Raw genomic sequence first — 21,583 nt, forward strand, 5'->3', positions numbered from 1 at the left:
ATTTATACTGTTTTTTTGAACAGTGCTTTGATGGCTATGTCAGATCGAATTAGAAAAATTATTCATGTCGATATGGATTGTTTTTATGCTGCCGTAGAGATGAGAGATAACCCCAGTTACCGTTGCATTGCACTCGCTGTTGGCGGACATGAAAAGCAGCGTGGAGTGATTAGCACCTGTAATTATGATGCGCGTAAATATGGTGTTCGCAGTGCAATGTCAACGGCGCGCGCGCTGCAACTCTGTCCTCATTTGTTGGTTGTGCCCGGTAGAATGCATGTATATAAGCAAGTCTCTCAGCAGATTCGTGCTATTTTTGAGCGTTATACGCCTATCATTGAACCTCTCTCATTGGATGAAGCATACCTCGATGTCACGGACTCGACAGCTTGCCGTGGCTCCGCAACGTTGATCGCAGAGTCAATTCGCCGTGATATCTGGAGTGAACTTGGGTTGACGGCATCGGCGGGCATTGCTCCGATTAAGTTTCTTGCCAAGGTCGCGTCAGACATGAACAAGCCCAACGGTCAGTTTGTGATTCCGCCAGAGAAAGTCCAAGAGGTTATCGATAGTCTTCCGTTAGAGAATATTCCTGGCGTGGGGAAGGTGAGTCTTGAGAAGCTCCACCAAGCCGGTTTTTATCGATGTGAGGACATTAAAAACAGTGACTATCGAGAGTTGTTGAGGCAGTTTGGTCGTCAGGGTGCCTCCTTATGGCAGCGAAGCCATGGAATTGATAATCGAGAAGTCGTTGTTGAGCGCGAGAGAAAGTCCGTCGGTGTGGAAAGGACATTCAGCCAGAACATCGCAACCTATGGTGAATGTTGGCAAGTGATTGAGGAGAAACTTTATCCTGAACTCGAGAAACGTTTAGAGCGTGCAAGCCCAGATAAGTCGATTATTAAACAAGGTATTAAAGTCAAATTTGCCGACTTTCAACTGACAACAATTGAGCACATCCATCCGCAATTAGAGCTTGAGGACTTCAAGATCTTGCTAAGAGATATTCTTAAACGCCAAAATGGACGGGAAATTCGCCTTTTAGGCTTGAACGTGATGCTCAAGCCCGAAGACCAAGCGCGTCAATTGAGCTTTTTTTAGGCCCTTACCGTTTCTACCTGCGTTAATACCTGCTCAAAACTTACATTTGCCATTGCACCATAACCTGCTAGCTTTGAGGCTTTTAGCTGGCTAATCAAAGGAGTGCTGATTCCGCACAAGAAGCGAGCAACGGCATCATTACTGATGGCCGATGGGGAAAGCTGAATAAACTCCTGCGCCCATATCGATACTTGAGATTGTTCAATATCTTCAGGTTCTGGTGCTGTGAATGTGGCGACGTGACCACGACACACGGAGCAGTGACCACATTGCTTTGGTGCATCGTGATCCGCAAAGTAGTTCGCCAATTGTGAGCTCAAACAGTGCTCGGACTGGAACAAGTGCAGCATGGTGTGGATTCTTTCGATATCTTTGCTTTCTTTGGATTGGAACAGTTCAGACAGTTGTTGGATTAAAACATCCGAGCTCTGTTTGGTTGGCATAACTGAGTACACGTCCGTCAGTTGTTTGCTCTCTAGTTCTATCCAGCCGTTCTGGTGAAAATAGTCGAGCGCTGCGACAACTCGGCTGCGTTCCGATTGATAGTTCATCCATAGCGCTTCTAGATCAACTTGGCACCACACTTTGGCTTTTTGTGAGCAGGAAAAAATAGCCTCCACAAATTGACGTCGCTCGCCTTGAAATTGATTCACAATAAATTGCTGATCGTGCAAAAACTTAAACCGATATTCTGCAAAGTAACTGTACTTTGCTTCAATGACGTTATGTAGCTCCAAATAAACCAACAAGGTTTTGAGTGGCAATTGGCGGATATTACTTTCACGCGACAAACGCAGTGGCACTACCTCCCATTGTGGAGCATGTTCTTTCGCTTGCTCGACTACATAGTTAATTGACGCAAATTCTGGTGTGTCACCATAGACAAAATTCTCCAACACCGTTAAGCCGGACGTATTGCCTAGCAGAATGCACTCAGAGCGTTGCCCGTCCCTGCCTGCACGTCCAATCTCTTGTGCGTAGTTCTCGATTGATTTGGGTAAGTCGAAGTGAATGACGCGTCGAATATCAGATTTATCGACCCCCATACCAAATGCAATCGTTGCAACAATACAGTCAATTTGGCCATCCATGAACTGCTGTTGGATTTGTGCACGAACGTCGCTTTTCATGCCAGCGTGGTATGCGTGAGCGTTAATGCCAATATGGATTAATGACTTTGCTACTCGTTCTGCTGTTTGCTGTTGCGTCACGTATATGATGGTCGGAAGCTTAGGTGAAGAGGCGATGATCTCACTGAGCTGTTCTTGTTTCTTTGTTTCCTCACACGGGATCACCGATATATCCAGATTGGGGCGGTAGAAGCCTGTAACGGTAATATGTTCACTGGCAATATCGAACTTTTTTTGCATGTCTTCAATAACTGCAGGCGTTGCCGTTGCGGTGAGAAGTAAAGACTGTGGGATGTTCAGTTCACGTTGATATTGCGGTAGTTTGAGATAATCTGGACGAAAGTTATGCCCCCATTCGGAAATACAGTGCGCTTCATCAATGACCATCAAAGAAATCGGTACTTGGCGAATGAATTCACGAAAACGCTCGTTTTTTAGCCGCTCAACAGAAATCATCAAGATTTTGATTTGTCCATTCTTCACGCCAGCCATGACCTTTTGTGCTTCTTCTCTACTTTGACTGCTATCGATAGAAGCGGCAGCGATTCCTTTACTTTGTAAAAAGCTCAGTTGATCCTTCATTAACGCCAACAACGGAGAGATCACCAACGTAAGGTTGGGTAATATGGTTGCAGGTAGTTGATAACAGAGTGACTTCCCCGAGCCTGTAGGAAAGATTGCCGCAGCAGAGTAACCATTCATAACGGCTTCAATAACGGGTTGCTGACCTTGGCGTAATGAGTCAAAACCAAATACAGATTGAAGTGTTTGATGCAGCGAGTCACTTTGCATAATAGGGAAACCTTTCTTTGATGGTAAACTTGGCTACATTAACACACCCCGAATACTAAACGCGCGTCCTAAAAGTATGAACAAAGCTGACTTAGTCCAAATTATCATCCAACATCTGGAAGAAAAACTTCAAGTTGCCCATGCATCGGCTCAGCGAGCTATCGATGCCGCGACAGATGAAGAAACTGTTCCCGAGCACAAGTACGATACATTGGCACTTGAAGCCGCGTATCTTGCTCATGGACAAGCCATGCGAATCCAAGATAGTGAAGAGGAATTGCGTCAATATCGTTCTTTAGTGACTCGCGACTTTAAGAATGCGCCTGTTGGTGTTGGTGCTTACGTTGTTCTCGCAGATGAGAATTTGCTTGAAAAGCACTTCTTTGTAGGCCCTTGCTCTGGTGGTTTGACTGTTCAATATCAGGCTCAGGAAGTCTTTGTCTTAACAGCTAAATCTCCTCTGGGTCGAGCGTTGTTCGGAAAAGAAGAAGGTGATGAGGTTGACGTAAAAATAGGAGATAAAACAACTTGTTACGAAGTCGTGACGATTTGCTGACATCTCATGTATCACTCAGTGTTATGTTTAACACGAGTAATGTTAAATAAAAGAGAATGACATGAAAAAGCTTTTTACACTCTCATTGCTGATGGTCAGTGCTACTGGTTATGCAGCGCAGTGTCGTGTGGACATCAATAATGAAGTCCGTATGGATGGGCAAAGCTTGGAAATTCGCCAAACGACAGGTGATAAAGCTGTCGTGGATGAGGATAACAACCTCTTCATCAAAGGTGAGCTAATTGAACTCAATTCTGACCAGAAAGCGGCAATTGAAGACTATCGCGAAAAAATGAACGCGTATATTCCACAAGCAAAGCAGTTGGCGAGTGATGGTTTAGCGCTTGCAAATGATATTATTGATGATGTCGCGGAAAGCCTAGACGCACCTGGCGCGTTTGATAACGTCAAAGTCGCAGTACAGGACTTTTTCGCTGATGTTGAATCACGTTACTACAAAGATGGCGATTTCATTCTACCAGCGGAAAGTTTTGAGTCCATGACACAAGGGTGGACTGAAGACTTTGCAAAAGCACAAGAGATCTTCAATAAAGAGTTTTTAGCGAGTTCGTTGGATGCTTTATCGAAAAAAATGAAGGAAGAGGGAGGAATAAACCTCACTGCATTATCGGAGAGTATGGCTGAACTCAGCGCGAAAGTAGAAGAGCGTTTAGCTGAGCATTCGAAAGAGGTAGAGCAACAAGCAGAAGACTTGTGTGACTCGTTGGATGACATGGCAGGGCAAGAAGACGATCTGTTGAAGAAAATCCCTGAGCTAAAAGATTACCGAGTATTTACGATTTAATTACTCATTAAAAAGTAAAAACTCGATGAGATAAAGAAAGAGAGCACTATTGTGCTCTCTTTGCGTTTTACTCGCTTATTCTTTGATAGCTTATTGCGCATTCATCTCGGTGAGTTTATCGCCGACAGGTTTTGAGAAGTTAAAACCATCATGCTGATCCCAGTTGATAGACCATGTCATTACTCCTGCATAATTCGGGTAATGGTACGCTGGTTTAACGGTGCTACATGAAGTGCCTTTGGTTAAACAATCTAGTGCGTTGATAATATTCTGTGTTGGAGCCTGCCCTGAATTTGCCGAGCTAGGACCTGAAGGTAAACCGATTGCGACTTGATCATCGCGCAATGGTGCAAATTGAGTGCCGTCGGCCAACTCAAAACCTTCGATAAGCATTTTAGATTGCGCTACCATCATATCCACAGAGCCTTCTGGTGCACTGCCTGGCAGGTATGGGTTTGGCAAACCGCCGTTGTTATATAACTGGACGTGAAGCAAGTCGAGCGTGCTGCGTGTCTCGTTAATCACAGGGATGTACGCCCCCCAAATACCGCTGTAAGCCACATAACCACCTTGAACATAAGGGTGCTCAGGCGCCATGGTTAGGTACATATCTCCACCCATGTTTTGCTCTATTTGAAGCAAAGCACGACCAAGGCGAGCTTGAATTTGCGAGCCATGAACTAAGTTAGAACCACTCTCTAAATCCACATCTAGACCATCAAAGCCCCACTCAGCGATAAGACCTGTTAGGCTAGAGACAAAGTTGGCTTCATCTTGGTCGGTATTCAGCGTAATCGTGCCTTCTGCGCCGCCAAGAGAGAGAACAAACTTCTTACCTTTAGCTTGAAGCGCTGCCATGTCCTGCTTGAATTGTGTTGGATCGAGTGCTGGACAATCGCTGTAAATATCGCCTGAATATAGATTAAAGTGCACAGTGCCATCACTGTTGCGATCATTTTCAGCAAAGGCAATATCAATCACATCCCAAGCATCTGCCATATCTGCTAGACGAATTGGACAGCCCGCACCATTTACAAAATTGTGCCAGTAACCGATGAGTTTATGGCGTTTCTCTACTTGCTCAACCACCGTTATTGCTGCGGCGTCAGACAGTGCATTGCTTCCTGACAAATCCACAGCTTGGGCGCTAACTGTAAAGTTACCAAGTGCAGTTGGTGTCCAGTTGGCTGTGTAAGGTGCTGTGGTATCGGTTGCAACAATAGAGCCGTTGATCATGAAATCAACGTGTTTAATGCCTGAAGTTAAAGACGTTGCATCGGCGCTTAATGCGAGACTTTTGCCTAATCCGACGGTTTGACCGCTGCTTGGTGAAGTCAGAGAGACGACCAAATCTTTATCGCTGACTTCCACACCAACCAGGGACTCTGACGTGTTGTTATCATTATCGGTTGCGACGGCTTTAAGCTGGTTAGCGCCAATAAGTGTGGCGTTCCAAGTAACGGAATATGGCGCTTGAGTGGCGACCCCTAAGCTGGTGTTGTTCGCAAAAAACTCAACTTGCGTGACTGTGCCATCAGCATCGCTTGCGTTTGCCGTGATTTCGTTATTGCTGCCAGCGAGCACGACTTGTCCATCCGTTGGTGCCGTAATGGTAACTTGCGGTGGTGTCGAACAAGCACCTAGGCCACTCCAAGCATCTTGCCAGTATAGCCCTTCACCAGGCTCGTAAGCCCATGTCGCATCCGAGGAGCACCAACCAGCAACATCACAACGATATTTTTGGTTGAAGTGAGAAATCAGGTCGCCAGCTTGATAACTTGTGCCTGCCACATAAGGTACTGCATCTGCACATCCGCCCGTTCCGGTTTCTGAATTACTAATAACCAGCGCTACTTCTTGGCTCATCGTTGCGAGGTTTGTATCATCAGTCGCTTGTGCTTTGAACGAGTATGTACCTGGACTAGCGGTCCATTGATATTCGTAAGGTGCGCTAGTATCAATGGCGACAGATTGATTGTTTACGAAGAACTCAACTTGTGTGACCACACCATCAATATCGTCAGCTTGAGCGGCTACGGTTAGGTTATCGCCTACATTAAGCACTTCTGTGCCTACTGGGCTTGTCAATGAAATGCTTGGTGGCGGTAATTCGACTTGTGGTTGAACTTGGATAGAAATCGTCGTGGTGCTAACAGCTCCCTCATTATCTGTCGCAATTGCGGTCAATTGCGAGATCCCTTCAATAGCTGTCCAAGAAGCTTCGAATGGTGCTTGAGTTACCACAGCAACGGTTTGGTTGCCTGCAACAAACTCAATTTGTGTGATTTGGCCATCTTCGTCAGCTGCGTTGGCTAACAAAGTGATCGCACTGCCTTCGGGAATTTGTGCGTTGTTTATTGGAGAGGAGAACGACACCGTTGGTGATAAATTGTTGCTTCCACCATCACATTGCCCTAACGCTTTCCATGCTTCCCAAGATCCTGAGTTGGTCACGGGATCATTGCCTTGCGTCCAATATGCAGCCTCATAAGCGGCTCCTTGCGTTTTTACTAAAGCGCCCGATGTATAAGTCGCAGTGCTGTCCCAGTCGGGTAGACTTTGACAGTTATAGGCTTGAGCTTGGTAGCTGGCGCTGAGTGCTACAACCATCGCTCCGTGAAGTAGGGTGACCTTCATTTTCCTCTCCTTGAATCATGGGTATAAATGAGAACAGAGTAATAACTAGCTGATAAATAGACATTAGGGGGAAAAAGCGAAGCACAATATTCTGCTTTTCGACACAGTATCACGAGGAACAGTTCGTCCCTTACACCAGAGCTCATTATTTTTCGGCTCACTTCACGGCAGAAGGATTGGCAAAATTCAGCCACGTAAAACGAACAACAGTCGCGAGGCTTTTGAGCGATGAATATGAGATGTACGTTAAAATTTACAAGCTGAATGACTACAAATTGTTTCAACTGTCGAGGATTTAACCGAGGTGCTCTTGTTGAATAGTGAATATTGCTATAGTGTACTAGTTAGCTAGTTCAATGATATTTTTGTGTGAGTAGTATGACACAGCAAACCTCTTCTCAGCCTCGCGAGCATTTTGGCTCTCGTCTCGGGTTCATCTTAGCTGCCGCAGGTGCCGCAGTTGGCCTTGGCAATATTTGGGGCTTCCCAACTCAAGCAGCCAGTAATGGTGGCGGTGCTTTCCTGTTAGTTTATTTGGTGATGATTCTTATCGTCGCATTTCCGATGCTGGTGGTTGAAATGGCGATTGGTCGCCATGGTCAAGCCAACCCTGTAGACAGTATGCGTGCAATCACAGATAACCCTGCCGGTAAAAAGCTCGGCGGCATTGTGGGTTGGATTGGTTTAAGCGTACCAAGCGCTGTCTTAGCGTTTTATTCAATTGTTGGTGGTTGGTTGATCTGCTTTTTACTGGGTGCAATCACAGATCTAATGGGGTTAGAAGCTGCAACTCAATGGCTAAAGGGCTTTAGTGTTGAACGTAACTTGTTCGGAACCATTACTTTTTATGTACTGACGATTCTCATCGTACAAGGTGGCGTAAAACAAGGTATTGAGAAGTGGTCCACACGTTTGATGCCAGCATTGTTTGTTCTGTTTGCTCTGCTATTTGCTTACATCATGACGCAAAACGGTGCGATGGAAGGTCTGAAACATTACCTAGTGCCGGATTTTGAAAAGGTATGGGACCGCAAGTTGATTCTTGCTGCAATGGGACAGGGCTTCTTCTCGCTTACGATCGGTGGCTGCTCAATGTTGATTTACGGGTCTTACTTGAGTAAGAAAGAAAACCTACCAAAGATGGCGATGAACGTGACCATGGTAGATACTGCCGTTGCTTTCATTGCAGGGTTAGTGGTGATGCCAGCGATGTTTGTAGCAATGCAAAAGGGCGTTCAAATCTATGCAGAAGATGGCTCTCTCTTAAGCTCAGATACGTTAGTGTTTACGGTATTGCCACTAATGTTTGATAGTTTAGGTTTGCTTGGTCAATTATTCTCTATTGTGTTCTTCTTATTGCTGACGATTGCGGCGCTAACGTCTTCCATTTCAATGTTAGAGTGTCCAGTGGCTTTAGTGAGTGAGCGCTTCAATACTAAGCGCAGCGCAACGAGCTGGGTTTTAGGTGGTCTCATTGCTTTGTTCAGTGTGGTGATTGTTTATAATTTTGGTGCTCTATTTGGTATGGTCGCGACGGTTGCTACTCAGTATCTACAACCAACCGCTGCGCTCTTATTCTGCTTATTTGGTGGTTGGGTATGGAATCGCAACTCAAAAATCAAAGAGCTTGAGCAAGGTTGCCCGGAGTTTACGCAAGGTTGGTTTGGTAAGTTATGGCCTACGTATGTGAAGTTTGTATGTCCAATTCTTGTGGCGACAGTCATCTGGGCTTCATTTGGCTAACCGAGACGCCTATCGAATAAAAGAAAAGGGCTTGATGGTAACTCATCAAGCCCTTTTTCATATTGGTTATCCTCGTTTCGGTTATCCGCCAAGAATGGTGTTGATTAACGGAATTGTCCTGCTTCTGGAAGAAAGTCAAAACCAGCAGAAGCCAGTTTTGTCTCCAGTGCTGTGCGTTCGATATCGAAGAAAGCCACCAGTTTATCTAAGTCACCACCGAAGTCGTCGCGTAGCTTCATATTCACAATGCTCATCAGCATGACAGGATCCATGGATTCAAAGTTCGCTAGATTCATTACTTATCCTCAAAATCTGAAATCAGTAGGTTTGCCGCAGCAAATGCCGCTTTTTCACGCACTTCTTTAGGCAGGGACTCATCCGCTGCAACATCGTTCAGTGCTTTAACTGCACATGAAATTGCTTGGGGAATATAAGCTTGATCGCCACTACCAATCTGAGCATAAAGCTCACGAACCAGTTCACAACAGCCGTATACTTGCATGTTTTCTTTCCACTAAATGATAACTTATCTCAATATACACACAGCGGATTTGAAACTCAAAGTACAGAGTTGTTTTGGCTCAAGTTGAAGGTTTGCTTGAGCGAGATTTAATCACTGCATTTGTGCTTCTAACTGCTGGGTGACTTCTGGTGAAAGTTGAAGTTGTTTTGCTAGTTCTTGCAGATACGCTTTTTCCATAAAGTTTTGTTCATCAGCGACGATCAAAGACGCCAGGTAAATTTCTGACGCTTGTTGAGGAGAGGTCGCCTGATTAGCAATTTCAGCAGGATCAAGCGGTTTGTTTAACTCTTGCTGAACGAGGTGACGAACGTGCTCATCTGCGCCCATATCCGCGAGAGCTTGTTCAATGCGCGCCATTTCCTCTTCATCAACGTGACCATCAGCTTTTGCAGCTCCAATCATTGCTTTTAAAATTAAGACACTGTGTTTACTGTCATCGGGGTCAAAGGTTTCTTGAACACCTTGACCGGATTGCTTGGCTTGCCAGTCGTTATACACTTTGTAGGCCAAGGCTCCAAGCGCAGCTGCGCCACCGACTTTTAATGCGCTTGACCCTACTTTTTTAGTCATTTTTTTACTTTTCTTTGAGCCCATCAGCATACCGATGAGGCCTCCGCCTACAGCACCTGCTCCTAGCGTTTTTAGGCTACTTGAATTTGATGAGGATTTGATGTTGTTGGTTTGTTTGCCCAATGCATCTGCACCTTGCTTAAGTAAGTCTGATTTGAGTGCTTGGTTTAGAAGACTTTTTAAATCCATAACTGACCTCCTTTAGATGATGAAATCAGTTTAATAGCAAGAAGCTGAACCAAAGATTAACAAAGTGAATAGTTCGAAAAAGGTGGAGGGGGGCGTTGAGCTGTAATAAAAAGGGCTGACCGAAGCCAACCCTTTTTAACTATTTGAAACTACTTCAAATGCGAACTCGTCTAGTGCTTACTTTAGTTGAGCTTTTACGTGCTCAACAATGTCAGTCATTGCGACTGCTGTTTTCTCACCAGTAGCACGGTTCTTGTATTCGAAGTTGCCTTCTTTCATTGAGCGGTCACCGATAATAATTGTATGCGGTACACCAATAAGCTCCATGTCAGAGAACATTACGCCTGGGCGTTCTTTACGGTCGTCAAATAGCACTTCGATGCCCATTGCCGTTAGCTCAGCGTACAATTTCTCAGCGGCTTCTTTCACTTCTTCTGACTTGTGCATGTTCATTGGAACGATCGCTACCTGGAATGGTGCGATTGCATCTGGCCAGATGATGCCGTATTTGTCGTGGTTTTGTTCAATAGCAGCCGCTACTACGCGAGTGATACCGATACCGTAACAACCCATTTCTAGGATGACGTTCTTACCATCAGGACCCAGTACACCACAGTTCATCGCTGCGGAGTAAGCGTTACCTAGTTGGAAGATATGGCCAACTTCGATACCACGCTTAAGCTGGATAATGCCCTTGCCACATGGGCTTGGGTCACCTTCCACAACGTTACGTAGGTCTTCAACTTGGCCAAGCTCTACATCACGACCCCAGTTAATACCGAAGTAGTGTTTGCCATCGATGTTCGCGCCCGCACCGAAGTCGCTCATTACCGCAACGCTGCGGTCAACAATGAACGGCAGTTTAAGGCCAACAGGGCCTAGTGAACCAGGGCCTGCACCGATAAGCGCACGAATTTCTTCTTCAGATGCCATTTCCAGTGGAGCTGCAACCTGAGGAAGGTTTTCTGCTTTCACTTCGTTCAGTTCATGATCACCACGAATAATAAGCGCGATGATTGGCGCATCAACTTCGTCAGATGCTTTCACAAAAAGTGTTTTCACTGTTTTTTCAATTGGTAGTTCGAACTGTTCAACCAATTCAGCGATTGTTTTCGCGTTTGGCGTATCAACCAACGTCATTTCTTGTGTTGGTGCCGCAGCCTCAGAGGCTGGAGCTAGTGCTTCTGCTTTTTCAATGTTTGCCGCGTAATCTGACTCGCTAGAAAATGCGATGATATCTTCGCCGCTTTCAGCCAGTACGTGGAACTCTTGAGAGCCGCTACCACCGATAGCACCGCTATCTGCAAGTACAGGACGGTAATCCAGACCCATGCGATCGAATGCTTTACAGTAAGCATCGTGCATTGCGTCGTATGACTTTTGTAGGCCGTCTTTATCAATGTCAAAGCTGTACGCATCCATCATTGAGAATTCACGTGAACGCATTACGCCAAAACGTGGGCGTCGTTCGTCACGAAATTTAGTTTGGATTTGGTACAGGTTTAGCGGAAGCTGTTTGTAAGAGCTCACTTCATTGCGAACAAGGCTAGTGATCACTTCTTCAGCGGTTGGGCTAAGTACAAACGGACGAACATGACGGTCAGTAAAGCGAAGTAGCTCAGGGCCCATCTTTTCGCTGCGGCCTGTCTCTTCCCATAGTTCAAACGGCTGAACAACGGGCATCAAAGTTTCGACTGCGCCTGCATTGTCGATTTCTTGACGAACGATGTTTTCGACTTTACGCAGTACACGTAGACCAGTAGGTAGCCAGGTGTATAAACCTGAAGCCAGCTTACGGATCATACCTGCACGTAGCATGAGCTGGTGGCTCACTACTTCTGCGTCGTTTGGAGTCTCCTTCAGAGTAGAAAGAAGATAATTACTGGTACGCATTAAATTTATCCGTTTATTTAAGTTAGATACTCAAGCTTGAATAAGCAGGAGTATGGGAGTTCCCGAAAGGGAAATTTGTTAGCCGTCTATAATATCAGCCAATTGCGTTTGTCAAAAGCTTTCAATAGCGGTAACCGTTATTAAGTTGCTTGTTGCTGTGAACTTTACGTTCAAGTCGAACAAATTTACCGCATATTCTTTGTCGTCCGGCTTGTTTTTCTTATATGCAGGGCGAGGATCTTGTGCCAGAACTTGTTCAATGACTGATCTTACATAGTCAGTATCGGGTCGATTTTCTATCGTTGCTAATGCTTGAGCAGAAAAGGTGACTTGTGACTTTTCTGGTTCTTGGTCTGCGTATCCGCCTTGTGCTTCCGAAATAGAATCCGAATAGGGAATATAAGGCTTAATATCCACAATCGGTGTCCCATCCACGAGATCTACACTGCCTAAATCAAGATAGATTTGATCGCCTTGCTTAGTGACTCCTTTCACTTCAACGGCTGACATTCCGATTCCGTTTGGACGGAAAGTCGAGCGCGAGGCAAAGACACCAATTCGTTCATTGCCGCCTAATCGTGGCGGACGTACAGTTGGTTTCCAACCAGCTTCCAGATTCTGATCAAATAGAAACAACAACCAAACGTGAGAGAACTGTTCTAGCCCACGCACTGCTTCAGGGCTATTTGCTGCACCTAACAGTTTTACGCGTGCTTTAGCCTCTGGTACTAAGCGTGGTTGGCGCGGAACTGCAAACTTTTCTTTGTACGGTGTCTCAATGACGCCGATGGGTTCGATGGAATACATGGTGGACATCTTTAAGAATTCATTGAGATGAAAAGTATCACAAATTTCTCTTGCTTTTCTTGTTGATAATGATTATTAATTAAAATGTTATAACATAACAATTCAATTAAAAGGAAAAGTATTATGAAACCAGGAATCCACCCTGTATATCGTCCTGTGGTGTTCCACGACACCAGTGTAGATAAGTACTTTGTCGTTGGTTCTACGTTGAAAACGGAGAGAACCATAGAATGGAAAGATGGCAAAACTTACCCTTACTTTACGTTAGATGTGTCGTCAGCTTCTCACCCGTACTACACCGGTAAACAGCGCGTTGTACAAACCGAAGGTCGCATTGCGAACTTCAACCGTCGTTTTGGTCAATTTAAGAGCGAAAAGGAATAAATCATGAAGGTAGTAAAATCATTAAAAAGTGCAAAAAGTCGTCATCCGGATTGCCAGATTGTAAAACGGAGAGGGCGTCTTTATGTCATTTGTAAAACGAACCCGAGATTCAAAGCTGTGCAAAAGTAATCAACCTGCATATATCTAACTTATGGTTTTGTTTAATTGATAATATTGAGTTAATTATCTTACATGGATGAAATATCTACATTTTTATTCAATGTTGGTTATAAATGCCTCTGTTCGTCACAGTTTGTAACATTTAGGGCTTTTATTTGACCTTCTACTCAAGTACCCTTCGCACGCTTTTTGACATTTTTGTCACATTTGCATAGGAATAAAAACAAGGAGGGAACAGATGAGTTCATCTGATTCAATTAAACAAAACTCGCCTAAGAAGCCGCTGTTTACGCGCTTTTTGGATACTGTCGAATATTTGGGGAACTTATTACCCCACCCGATCACACTATTTGCCATTTTCTGTTTAGCCATTCTGGTGATGTCGGGTATTGCAGGATACTTCGAAGTTTCCGTAGTTGACCCTCGTCCTGAGGGTGCAAAAGGTCGTGCCGCGGATGGCATGATTCATGTCGTTAGCTTGCTTAACGCTGATGGCCTTGAGCTAATCGTTACCAATCTAGTGAAAAACTTTGTCGGCTTTGCACCTTTGGGTACGGTATTGGTTGCGATGTTGGGTGTTGCTATTGCTGAATACTCAGGCTTGCTATCTGCAGCAATGCGTGGCTTAGTCATGGGTGCATCTCAACGCATGGTAACAGTGACGGTCGTTTTCGCGGGTATCATTTCAAATACGGCATCAGAGCTTGGCTATGTGGTACTTATTCCACTGGCTGCAATGCTGTTCCATTCTTTAGGTCGTCACCCACTTGCCGGTCTTGCTGCGGCGTTCGCTGGTGTATCTGGTGGTTACTCAGCAAACCTACTTATTGGTACGGTTGACCCGCTGTTGTCAGGCATTACTGAAACGGCGGCGCAAATGATCGACCCAACTTACACTGTTGGTCCAGAAGTTAACTGGTACTTCATGTTTGTGTCGACATTCTTCATTGCAATCACAGGTGCGTTTGTTACTGAAAAAATTGTTGAGCCAAAGCTTGGCAAATACAGTGAAGAAGAAGCCTCAGAAGATTTGTCGAACGACAAAATGGGTGGCTTAACAGACATTGAGAAGAAAGGCCTAAAACTAGCAGGTGTTGCTGTACTGGTTGTTTCAGCGCTGCTTGCTTGGACGGTTGTTCCAGAAGACGGCATCCTACGTTCTGATGCAGGTACAATTGCAGGTTCACCATTCCTGAAAAGTATCGTGGCATTCATCTTTGTGTTCTTTGCTATTCCAGGCTTTGTGTTTGGTAAAGTTGTGGGCACGATGAAGACGGATCGCGATATAATTGATGCAATGGCGAAATCTATGTCTTCTATGGGCATGTACATTGTATTAGTTTTCTTTGCGGCTCAGTTCGTTGCTTTCTTTAAATGGACTAACTTCGGTCAGGTATTCGCGGTTGCTGGCGCTAGCTTCCTGCAAGAAATTGGCTTAACTGGCCCAATGTTGTTCTTTGCCTTCATCCTGATGTGTGGCTTTATCAACCTAATGATTGGTTCGGCATCGGCACAGTGGGCAGTAACGGCTCCGATTTTTGTTCCTATGTTGATGCTTGTTGGTTATGCACCGGAAACGATTCAGGCTGCTTACCGAATTGGTGACTCGACGACAAACATCATTACTCCAATGATGAGCTACTTTGGTTTGATTCTTGCCGTAGCGACTCGTTACATGAAGAACTTAGGTATCGGTACGCTGATCGCGACCATGCTACCTTACTCAATCTGCTTCATTGTAGGTTGGAGTGTGCTGTTCTACCTATGGGTATTCGTATTTGGTTTACCAGTAGGCCCTGGCGCAGCAACATACTACACACCGTAGAAAACGGTTACCTCACACAGCTCCATTATAAAAAGCCTGCGAACGTCGCAGGCTTTTTTATCGATTGAGACTGTGTACGCAGGCTTACCTGATTATAGATGTCGGTTTATAGCTGAAAACGTATCAACAAAGGGCGATAAAAGTGCTGAGTGAGCCAGCACAAGCTTTTCCAAATTATGCGTTTGTACCAAGGTAAGTGCGCAATATAAACATAGCTAAATTCAATTTCTGGCCGGGCTTTTCTGTTGCGTTTAAAAGCCGGAGCGCCTGAGCTCATATTAAAGCGACGCTGGTATATCATGGCATGGCGGATGGTATAGGCCGATATTCGACGATACAATGCGAGGCGTTGTGGCTTATTGGTATCGTAGCCAAAAATTGGGCAAGTCATATCATTATCAATTTCTACAATGCCTAACGTAGCCAGCATCTCTTCTTGATAAAACAGTCCCACTAAATGTACTAATTTGTTCTGGCTCGCCTGTTTTAAATATTGGCTTGAAAACTGGATGTTATTGAGGCTGTATTTATCAAGGTAAAGCATGTCATATAACTCTTTGGCACGCTGAAATTCTTCATCAGTGGTCAGTGGCCTAAACTGCCAATCTTTATCATTAAGCAGTTTGAAGTCTTTCGTTAAATCTCGGTTGAAGCTGAACGCTTGCCAATCATCAAGTAAATACACTTGTCGTGTTACCAAGCTTTGCCATTTTGGCTGCTTCAATCGCTGAATTAAGTGTAAATGCTGACGCTGATTGAGGGAGCGAAGCACCAAGGGAAAGGTGGGGTATTGATCGAGTGCGACGCGACGCAGTTCATCGAGATTTAAGGCTGCCCATTGTTCGCTATACATATTGGTGGACAAGCACTGATTGTTGAGCGTTTGGACTTGATCCAATCCAGCCAGTGATAAGATTGGTTTAGTCATATTAATAAGTAACTTACATACCCATCGAACAGCCACATTTTTGACTTTGTGAAGCTCTTCTTCGGCGTAGCCACTAAGCAGTGTCATAGGGGACACGGCATAACAGTTGTTTGGTATTTTTGGTGTTACGGAGTAGGGAATGGCAACATCATCGATATAGTAGCAACCAAAGCTTGCTGTGCATTCATCAATGGGATTCGACTGCATAAGAGTGAAAAAAGTTTTATGCCATTCTTGAGAGGAAAGTGTCATGAGTTCAATGCCTCTCCATTCCACTCAATATCAACGGTAGAAGCGTCGCTCCACTTCGTCTTGTTCTGCCTAGCTAACCGGAGTAATTCAAACATACTCCGGATTTGGCTCCCGGCCGGTAAGTTATGCTGTTGCATCACATTCACTCCAGACCACCAATCTTGCCAAGTTCGAGCCTTGAACAGGGATAATCCACCTTCCGCGATGAGTGTTATTGGACCTAAATGATGCAATCGCTGCTTGGAAGGACTGGTAAACTCCATATTAGGAAGCAGTTGGTTGCATCGAGACGAGAGTAGGTGCAAACCACTGGTGGCTCTTGGGTTACATTCAATCACGTAGAGTTGATCTTGTGATTTGATGAAGTCAAACGACACTTGCCCATGATAAGTATGACGTTTACCAAAAGCTGCGATAAATGTATCTAGTCGTTCGCACGAGATCGGCTGAAAAGCACTGGCGGCCGAGCCGTTTACACAGTATTTCGGCACATAAGCTTGGTGTGCTTTAAGGTCACCATGTTCAAAAATGGCATAGTTACACACCGGAGTCCCATGGATTTTTTGTTGCTGAACCCAAGGGTAAAGGGGCGATATCGTGGCGGCAGAAATAGACTGAGTTGTCACATCTCTTATGACTTGCCCGCCAAACCGAGAGTAAACGGGCTTTAGAACGGTTCTCTTATTAATTTCAATCTCACTTTTATCAGCGACCAAACGAGTTTTTGGAAGTGTGATTTCTGGCAAACTTTGAAGCTGTTCAAAGACGGTCAACTTGTTGTGCAGGGCATTGAGTAGTCCCACATTGGGCAGAAAAAAATCTACTTCTGGGCATTGTTTGGCAACATGAGCCAAGTAATAAACTTCTTCACAAGTGGGTATCACTATATCAATACGCATCTGAGTAATGATTTTTAGGATCTGCTGTTGATAGGTGGGAAACGCAAATCGAGGTGAAGCGGTGGGGATATAAGACTCGATGCCTCGCAAAAACGATCCTAGAGGTTTTTTTAGCGAATCGGTGAGAATTACGTCATGTCCATGATGAATACACATGGTTACCCACTCTAGTGCAACTGGTGCTCGGGCTCCGGTGATTAAGACCCGCATATGTTCACCACACGTCGTTGTTTATTCATTGGCGTCCAAATAGGCGCAGGGCGGTAACTAAATCTGACAGGATCAAGCCGCAATTGGTCAAACAACTTTATCAAGGCTTGATGTATAACCCGATGGTGGTGAAAATCCGCTTCAATTTGAATGGCTTGTGACCCTGTTTGGGTGATTCGGTAATCCACGCGACTTTGGGCGGATAGTGTTATAGCGCGGTAGATGAGATCTGGTAACACCGTCACTGGGACCTGGTTTGCGTTTAGCGTGAGGCGATCACCACATCGTCCGGCAATCGCGCCAAGAGGTTCAAATACGCCATTATCCTGTTTATTCTCAATAATATCGTCGAGCTGATAACGAATAATTGGCTGAGTTTTACGACGAAAATCGGTAATGATTGGGCTGTAATGAGTACGTTCGGTATTCAGCCAATGTTTTTCGATGTAAACAACATCTTGATTCCAGCGCATTTGTCCATGCTGATCCGTACATGCAAGAAAACCTTCGGTACATTGATAGACTTCATGGAGTTCGCTGTCGAACCGTTGAGAAATAAAGTGACGGTCACTCTCAGTTAGGACTTCTGCACCAGAAATGATCCGCTGTGGTTGAATTTCGGGTTGACCAAATTGACCGCTGAACTGGGCACAGAGCTGAAGAGCTTGCGCACTACCAACCAAAAGCGTGGGTTGGAACTCATCTAGCTCTTTTATCCATTCTTGGTAAGGTTTGGTTAAATCGGCATAAAAGAATGTAACAGGCCCTTTCGCGACGGATTTATACAGTGGGCTGTTGGCCCGCAAGGCTAGTGCAATTCGGTGCTTTTGCCATAGGCTGGGCAAAAGGCGAGCCAATATATTGCCGGCCCACAGTTGTGTTTCCTGCTTGTCAGCAAGAAACAGCCCGCGCATGCCTGATGTGCCCGAAGAAAGCCCAACCGTAACATCGCCAACTTTCGAAGCGGCAAAGTTGCGTGACTGCTCTGCTTTGAGTGCCTGCTGCATTAACTGTTCAGCATCTAAGCCCTTCGTATTCAACTCTGAAAGGTTCTCCATCATGGTTTGCTTATTCATGATAGGGAAATCACTGAGTGGTGCACCTTGAAGTGAGCGGTAATACGGTGAATGACGGCATACCCAATCCAAGTGTTGCGTTAAGTGTTGTTGCTGCCATGTTTCGACTTGTTCCCTTGAGCCGAAGGGGCGGTAGCGGGTTCGCCAGAATTCTGAGATAAGCGTTCTCACTTCATCCATCCTTCTTTGATTAGCTGCTGGATAGTTTCCTGACAATGTGAAGGCACGAAGCGAACAAAGTGGTGGGTTTGTTGGTAGCAACTTCTCAACTCGGAGAGGGTGTTTTTATAGGCTTTTGTATCATCGCAAAGCATGTTCGCCAGCCAATGTTGATCGATATTTTCACTCAAGCTCTCGATTAACCAGCATGCATCGGCGAGTAAGAACAGCCAACTTTGGTCTCTTTTAACTAGCAAGCCCACTTGGCCAGCTGCATGGCCTGGCAAGCTAACCATATAAATAAATCCATCGTCGAACATGTCTTTACAGAGCAAATTAACACCTTGGCACTGAGGAAGAATTTGGCTGATTGGTACAGAAAAATCACTATGAATGAATAAGTTAGGTTCAAGCTGTGGAGGAAGTAGAGCTTTTAGGTATCCTTTTCTTACGCCTCCAATTCGACCACTTTTAGTAATTGCATCTACCCCTTTTTGTTGGCAATGCAATTGAGAGTGGGAAAACTCAGACACGGCAGCAATGTGATCAGCATGGAAGTGGGAGAGCACTAAGTGTTCAATATCATGAGGTTTGAGACTTTCTTTTGCTAACTGCGCAACAATTCCGTGTTCTTTTTTATAGCGACAAGGTGTTGTCCAAGCATAAAAACGTTCAGGGAAGGGACGAGTCGCGCTAAAAAAATGCTCGTGATATCCCGTGTCAAACAGGATGTTGCCTTGTGTTGGGTGCTGAATTAACGCAACGGCTGCCGGAAATGCTCTAGGCTTGATACCAGAACCTGGTTTGACAACAAAGCCTGGGTGTACGCAGTGTCCAGCCTCAAAGATTTTTATTTTTAGACCAGTTTGCATACTGCTGTATTCCTTCTTGAATTGAAAAAAGCGGTTGGTAATTCAGTGTTTGTTTAGCCTTGCTGATATCCAGAGTTTGATGATAGTTAAACAATCCTGCGCTGTATGAGGTGAGCCTTGGTTCTGGCTGATGTGGTAAGTGCCTTCGTATTTGCTCACTGAGCTTTAATAATGGTGATACCACACCGTATGGTAATGATTGTAACGTTACTTTTAGGTTTAACCCCTCACATAAAGCTTGCAGAACAGTCTCAATTGGCATTGGTTCGTTGTTGGAAATGTTGAACACATCACCATGCTGAAGTCGGTCTGCCTGAGTGCAAGCGAGCATCGCTGCATGGGCAACGTTGTCGACATAGGTCAGATCAACCACAGGATTTCTACCCGATGGCAGAAGCAGAGTGTTGTTTTTTATCGCCTTAAGCACTCTTGGGATAATCGCGCGATCATTGGGTCCAAAAATGCCACGCGGTCTTAAAATGATCGCTTTACTTCGACCTTTTACGGCTTCAATTTCTGATAGATATTTTGTGTGTGCGTAATCATTACACCAGTATGAAGCTATGGCGTCGGTTTCTCTAATATTCCAACGGTCTTGATGGTCAAAGTAGACGCTGGTGGACGAAATATGGATAAAACGCGAGATTTGATGCGTATTAGCCGCATTGACGAGGTTTTTGGTGGCATCTACATTGGCTTGATAAAACGCCTGCCACTTTCCCCATGGGCTTGAGAGAGCGGCACAATGGATGACTGCATCCATACCTTGGCATACCGCATGAACTGCTGAGTGGTCTCTTAAATCGACTATATGTGGGATAACATCGAATTGCTCGGCGAGTTGTTTAGCGATGACTGTATTTCGTGCTGTAAAGTGCAGTTCATGCTGCTGGTGAAACATTCTCAGAATTGCGCTACCCAACATCCCGCTGCCACCAGTGACCAATATCTTCATAGTTTTAGCACTCCCATCCCTAGTGACAACCCTGCGGCGGTGCCAGCTAATAACACATGTTTTCCTGCGGCTTCTGGCTGATTACGCAGCCAGTGTAAGTTAATTGGGAGTGAGGCGGCGACTTGGTTTCCCAAAGTCGAAAAGTGATTAACGGTTTTCTCTGTTGGTAGCCCGGTGAGTGAAGGCAGTTTTTTTAATCCATGCGCGCTGGCTTGATGAGGAAGAAAATAATCAATATCGCTGAATGTTACCGGAGAGGCGTCAAACCCTTTTTTTAGAAACGCTGGTAAGGCTTTACGCACATGTTTAAAGAGTGCTTTGCCCTCCATCTCAAACTGGCAACTTTTTAAATAGGCTTGATGCTCGGAGGTATGCGGATTGATATGACTGCCTCCGCCCTTAATTTGACAAAATGAATACCCGGTATGATGCGTTTCAAAGTGACTGGTGAGCAATCCATCATCGTTGTGTTCTTCGAGCAAAAATGCGGCGGCACCGTCCGCGAATAAGGTTGCAACTTCTGGTTTGAGCGTAAAATTTCGATTCAGTGTGATGCCAGTGGCGAGTTCGCTGGTGACAATAAGAATCCGACGGTACCGTTTTGCTAAGAATAGACTCTGAGCAAGATCAAGCGCAGAGAGAAAGGATAAACAGGTGCTGTTCAAATCAAAGCTTTCTAGCCATGTTGGAGCGTCTAACGCGGCGAGAACCGCTGAGGCGTCGTAGGGTAGAGACTGGTGGTGTGTGCCGCTAGCGTAGATAAGAAGATCAACGGAGCTTAAGGTATGTGTGTTTCCTAAACACTGCTCTATTGCCTGCACCGCCATGTAAATAGCGGTCTCTTTTGTATTGGCTACATGACGATATTCAACGTCGAATTTATTTCGGCTGGTCCCTGGCGCTAATTTTAGGAAGCGATCCATCTCTCGATCAGACCATTGATTCGTTGGCAGGTAGCTTCCACTGGAAACGATGTTAAAGCCCATTATTCTCTATACACTTATTAAAAACGTCGTTCAAAATAAACCACGTTGCATATTGAAGCTATGGTGAGCGAGATGAAAAATAAACAGAACAAAACAAATGGGAGTAAGAGCACGCTTTGGGTGCAATGCTGAGAATGAATTTTCAGGAATGAGCCAGGCTTTTATTTGCTG

Annotated in this window: 20 protein-coding genes; 7 read left to right on the forward strand and 13 right to left on the reverse strand. The window is 45.1% G+C overall.

Annotated elements, in window-relative coordinates:
* Window positions 1-36 precede the first annotated feature (36 nt).
* Window positions 37-1,101, forward strand: a complete 1,065-nt coding sequence (gene dinB, locus R7Z50_RS11990) for a DNA polymerase IV (RefSeq protein WP_411913450.1) — start codon at window positions 37-39, stop codon at window positions 1,099-1,101.
* Here dinB and R7Z50_RS11995 read toward each other — a convergent pair.
* Window positions 1,098-3,023: an ATP-dependent DNA helicase RecQ gene (locus R7Z50_RS11995; RefSeq protein WP_256913658.1), complete on the reverse strand. Its 1,926-nt coding sequence runs from the start codon at window positions 3,021-3,023 to the stop codon at window positions 1,098-1,100. The genes dinB and R7Z50_RS11995 overlap by 4 nt on opposite strands.
* 76 nt (window positions 3,024-3,099) lie before the next feature.
* Here R7Z50_RS11995 and R7Z50_RS12000 point away from each other — a divergent pair, with 76 nt between their 5' ends.
* Together R7Z50_RS12000 and R7Z50_RS12005 are read left to right on the forward strand one after the other, a co-directional pair.
* The gene (locus R7Z50_RS12000; RefSeq protein ID WP_005391761.1) at window positions 3,100-3,579 is read left to right on the forward strand and encodes a GreA/GreB family elongation factor; all 480 of its coding nucleotides are present in this window, start codon (window positions 3,100-3,102) and stop codon (window positions 3,577-3,579) included.
* Between the two features lie 61 nt (window positions 3,580-3,640).
* Window positions 3,641-4,384 (forward strand): YggN family protein, encoded by a 744-nt coding sequence (locus R7Z50_RS12005; protein ID WP_172563512.1) that lies wholly within the window; start codon window positions 3,641-3,643, stop codon window positions 4,382-4,384.
* Window positions 4,385-4,474: 90 nt separating this feature from the next.
* On the opposite strand, the gene R7Z50_RS12010 is transcribed toward R7Z50_RS12005, so the two are convergent.
* Complete coding sequence (locus R7Z50_RS12010; RefSeq protein WP_258481354.1) at window positions 4,475-7,021, reverse strand: Ig-like domain-containing protein; 2,547 nt, start codon at window positions 7,019-7,021, stop codon at window positions 4,475-4,477.
* A gap of 378 nt (window positions 7,022-7,399) precedes the next feature.
* Here R7Z50_RS12010 and R7Z50_RS12015 point away from each other — a divergent pair, with 378 nt between their 5' ends.
* Window positions 7,400-8,764, forward strand: coding sequence for a sodium-dependent transporter (locus R7Z50_RS12015; RefSeq protein WP_318149100.1), 1,365 nt, complete (start codon window positions 7,400-7,402; stop codon window positions 8,762-8,764).
* A gap of 104 nt (window positions 8,765-8,868) precedes the next feature.
* Here the strand turns inward: R7Z50_RS12015 and R7Z50_RS12020 are convergent, their stop codons facing one another.
* The 5 genes from R7Z50_RS12020 to tsaA form a co-directional block, all read right to left on the reverse strand.
* On the reverse strand, window positions 8,869-9,060 hold the full coding sequence (locus tag R7Z50_RS12020; protein WP_005380289.1) for a DUF4250 domain-containing protein: 192 nt from the start codon (window positions 9,058-9,060) through the stop codon (window positions 8,869-8,871).
* Window positions 9,060-9,266 carry a YaeP family protein gene (locus tag R7Z50_RS12025; RefSeq protein WP_005391765.1) on the reverse strand — a complete coding sequence of 69 codons (207 nt, stop codon included), beginning with the start codon at window positions 9,264-9,266 and terminating at the stop codon, window positions 9,060-9,062. The genes R7Z50_RS12020 and R7Z50_RS12025 overlap by 1 nt, the downstream gene beginning before the upstream one ends.
* Window positions 9,267-9,377: 111 nt before the next feature.
* Window positions 9,378-10,046, reverse strand: coding sequence for a tellurite resistance TerB family protein (locus R7Z50_RS12030; protein WP_017820764.1), 669 nt, complete (start codon window positions 10,044-10,046; stop codon window positions 9,378-9,380).
* 177 nt (window positions 10,047-10,223) lie between these two features.
* The gene (locus R7Z50_RS12035) at window positions 10,224-11,939 is read right to left on the reverse strand and encodes a proline--tRNA ligase (protein WP_005380292.1); all 1,716 of its coding nucleotides are present in this window, start codon (window positions 11,937-11,939) and stop codon (window positions 10,224-10,226) included.
* A 111-nt stretch (window positions 11,940-12,050) separates the two neighbouring features.
* Window positions 12,051-12,746 (reverse strand): tRNA (N6-threonylcarbamoyladenosine(37)-N6)-methyltransferase TrmO, encoded by a 696-nt coding sequence (tsaA, locus tag R7Z50_RS12040; RefSeq protein ID WP_025768239.1) that lies wholly within the window; start codon window positions 12,744-12,746, stop codon window positions 12,051-12,053.
* A gap of 123 nt (window positions 12,747-12,869) precedes the next feature.
* Between tsaA and R7Z50_RS12045 the strand changes: the two genes are divergently transcribed.
* From R7Z50_RS12045 to R7Z50_RS12055, 3 genes are all read left to right on the forward strand, one after another.
* Complete coding sequence (locus R7Z50_RS12045; protein ID WP_318149101.1) at window positions 12,870-13,130, forward strand: type B 50S ribosomal protein L31; 261 nt, start codon at window positions 12,870-12,872, stop codon at window positions 13,128-13,130.
* 3 nt (window positions 13,131-13,133) lie between these two features.
* Window positions 13,134-13,259: a type B 50S ribosomal protein L36 gene (gene ykgO, locus R7Z50_RS12050; RefSeq protein ID WP_005380299.1), complete on the forward strand. Its 126-nt coding sequence runs from the start codon at window positions 13,134-13,136 to the stop codon at window positions 13,257-13,259.
* Between the two features lie 229 nt (window positions 13,260-13,488).
* Window positions 13,489-15,075, forward strand: coding sequence for an AbgT family transporter (locus tag R7Z50_RS12055; protein WP_182016223.1), 1,587 nt, complete (start codon window positions 13,489-13,491; stop codon window positions 15,073-15,075).
* A 106-nt stretch (window positions 15,076-15,181) separates the two neighbouring features.
* Here R7Z50_RS12055 and R7Z50_RS12060 read toward each other — a convergent pair whose 3' ends face one another.
* Genes R7Z50_RS12060 through R7Z50_RS12085 form a run of 6 tightly spaced genes read right to left on the reverse strand, consistent with a single transcriptional unit; the run spans window position 15,182 to window position 21,412 of the window.
* Window positions 15,182-16,255 carry a hypothetical protein gene (locus R7Z50_RS12060; protein ID WP_239938947.1) on the reverse strand — a complete coding sequence of 358 codons (1,074 nt, stop codon included), beginning with the start codon at window positions 16,253-16,255 and terminating at the stop codon, window positions 15,182-15,184.
* Complete coding sequence (locus R7Z50_RS12065) at window positions 16,252-17,364, reverse strand: ATP-grasp domain-containing protein (protein WP_318149102.1); 1,113 nt, start codon at window positions 17,362-17,364, stop codon at window positions 16,252-16,254. The genes R7Z50_RS12060 and R7Z50_RS12065 overlap by 4 nt, the downstream gene beginning before the upstream one ends.
* A complete protein-coding gene (locus tag R7Z50_RS12070) occupies window positions 17,352-18,620 on the reverse strand; it encodes a F390 synthetase-related protein (RefSeq protein ID WP_182016220.1) in 1,269 nt (422 codons plus the stop codon). The genes R7Z50_RS12065 and R7Z50_RS12070 overlap by 13 nt, the downstream gene beginning before the upstream one ends.
* Window positions 18,608-19,471: an MBL fold metallo-hydrolase gene (locus R7Z50_RS12075; protein WP_005380307.1), complete on the reverse strand. Its 864-nt coding sequence runs from the start codon at window positions 19,469-19,471 to the stop codon at window positions 18,608-18,610. The genes R7Z50_RS12070 and R7Z50_RS12075 overlap by 13 nt, the downstream gene beginning before the upstream one ends.
* Window positions 19,440-20,426, reverse strand: coding sequence for an NAD-dependent epimerase/dehydratase family protein (locus R7Z50_RS12080; RefSeq protein ID WP_170890490.1), 987 nt, complete (start codon window positions 20,424-20,426; stop codon window positions 19,440-19,442). Before R7Z50_RS12080 ends, R7Z50_RS12075 begins: the two co-directional genes overlap by 32 nt.
* On the reverse strand, window positions 20,423-21,412 hold the full coding sequence (locus R7Z50_RS12085; RefSeq protein WP_170894013.1) for a ketoacyl-ACP synthase III: 990 nt from the start codon (window positions 21,410-21,412) through the stop codon (window positions 20,423-20,425). Before R7Z50_RS12085 ends, R7Z50_RS12080 begins: the two co-directional genes overlap by 4 nt.
* Window positions 21,413-21,583 lie beyond the last annotated feature (171 nt).

The sequence above is a fragment of the Vibrio sp. 1249-1 genome (assembly GCF_033340495.1).

Coding starts and splice junctions, on each gene's coding strand:
- R7Z50_RS11995 (WP_256913658.1), bottom strand. CDS start 3,023: ATGCAAAGTGACTCGCTGCATCAAACACTTCAATCTGTATTTGGTTTT.
- R7Z50_RS12025 (WP_005391765.1), bottom strand. CDS start 9,266: ATGCAAGTATACGGCTGTTGTGAACTGGTTCGTGAGCTTTATGCTCAG.
- R7Z50_RS12060 (WP_239938947.1), bottom strand. CDS start 16,255: ATGACACTTTCCTCTCAAGAATGGCATAAAACTTTTTTCACTCTTATG.
- tsaA (WP_025768239.1), bottom strand. CDS start 12,746: ATGTATTCCATCGAACCCATCGGCGTCATTGAGACACCGTACAAAGAA.
- R7Z50_RS12065 (WP_318149102.1), bottom strand. CDS start 17,364: ATGCGGGTCTTAATCACCGGAGCCCGAGCACCAGTTGCACTAGAGTGG.
- R7Z50_RS12045 (WP_318149101.1), top strand. CDS start 12,870: ATGAAACCAGGAATCCACCCTGTATATCGTCCTGTGGTGTTCCACGAC.
- R7Z50_RS12020 (WP_005380289.1), bottom strand. CDS start 9,060: ATGAATCTAGCGAACTTTGAATCCATGGATCCTGTCATGCTGATGAGC.
- ykgO (WP_005380299.1), top strand. CDS start 13,134: ATGAAGGTAGTAAAATCATTAAAAAGTGCAAAAAGTCGTCATCCGGAT.
- R7Z50_RS12035 (WP_005380292.1), bottom strand. CDS start 11,939: ATGCGTACCAGTAATTATCTTCTTTCTACTCTGAAGGAGACTCCAAAC.
- R7Z50_RS12080 (WP_170890490.1), bottom strand. CDS start 20,426: ATGAAGATATTGGTCACTGGTGGCAGCGGGATGTTGGGTAGCGCAATT.
- R7Z50_RS12000 (WP_005391761.1), top strand. CDS start 3,100: ATGAACAAAGCTGACTTAGTCCAAATTATCATCCAACATCTGGAAGAA.
- dinB (WP_411913450.1), top strand. CDS start 37: ATGTCAGATCGAATTAGAAAAATTATTCATGTCGATATGGATTGTTTT.
- R7Z50_RS12030 (WP_017820764.1), bottom strand. CDS start 10,046: ATGGATTTAAAAAGTCTTCTAAACCAAGCACTCAAATCAGACTTACTT.
- R7Z50_RS12015 (WP_318149100.1), top strand. CDS start 7,400: ATGACACAGCAAACCTCTTCTCAGCCTCGCGAGCATTTTGGCTCTCGT.
- R7Z50_RS12075 (WP_005380307.1), bottom strand. CDS start 19,471: ATGCAAACTGGTCTAAAAATAAAAATCTTTGAGGCTGGACACTGCGTA.
- R7Z50_RS12005 (WP_172563512.1), top strand. CDS start 3,641: ATGAAAAAGCTTTTTACACTCTCATTGCTGATGGTCAGTGCTACTGGT.
- R7Z50_RS12055 (WP_182016223.1), top strand. CDS start 13,489: ATGAGTTCATCTGATTCAATTAAACAAAACTCGCCTAAGAAGCCGCTG.
- R7Z50_RS12085 (WP_170894013.1), bottom strand. CDS start 21,412: ATGGGCTTTAACATCGTTTCCAGTGGAAGCTACCTGCCAACGAATCAA.
- R7Z50_RS12070 (WP_182016220.1), bottom strand. CDS start 18,620: ATGGATGAAGTGAGAACGCTTATCTCAGAATTCTGGCGAACCCGCTAC.
- R7Z50_RS12010 (WP_258481354.1), bottom strand. CDS start 7,021: ATGAAGGTCACCCTACTTCACGGAGCGATGGTTGTAGCACTCAGCGCC.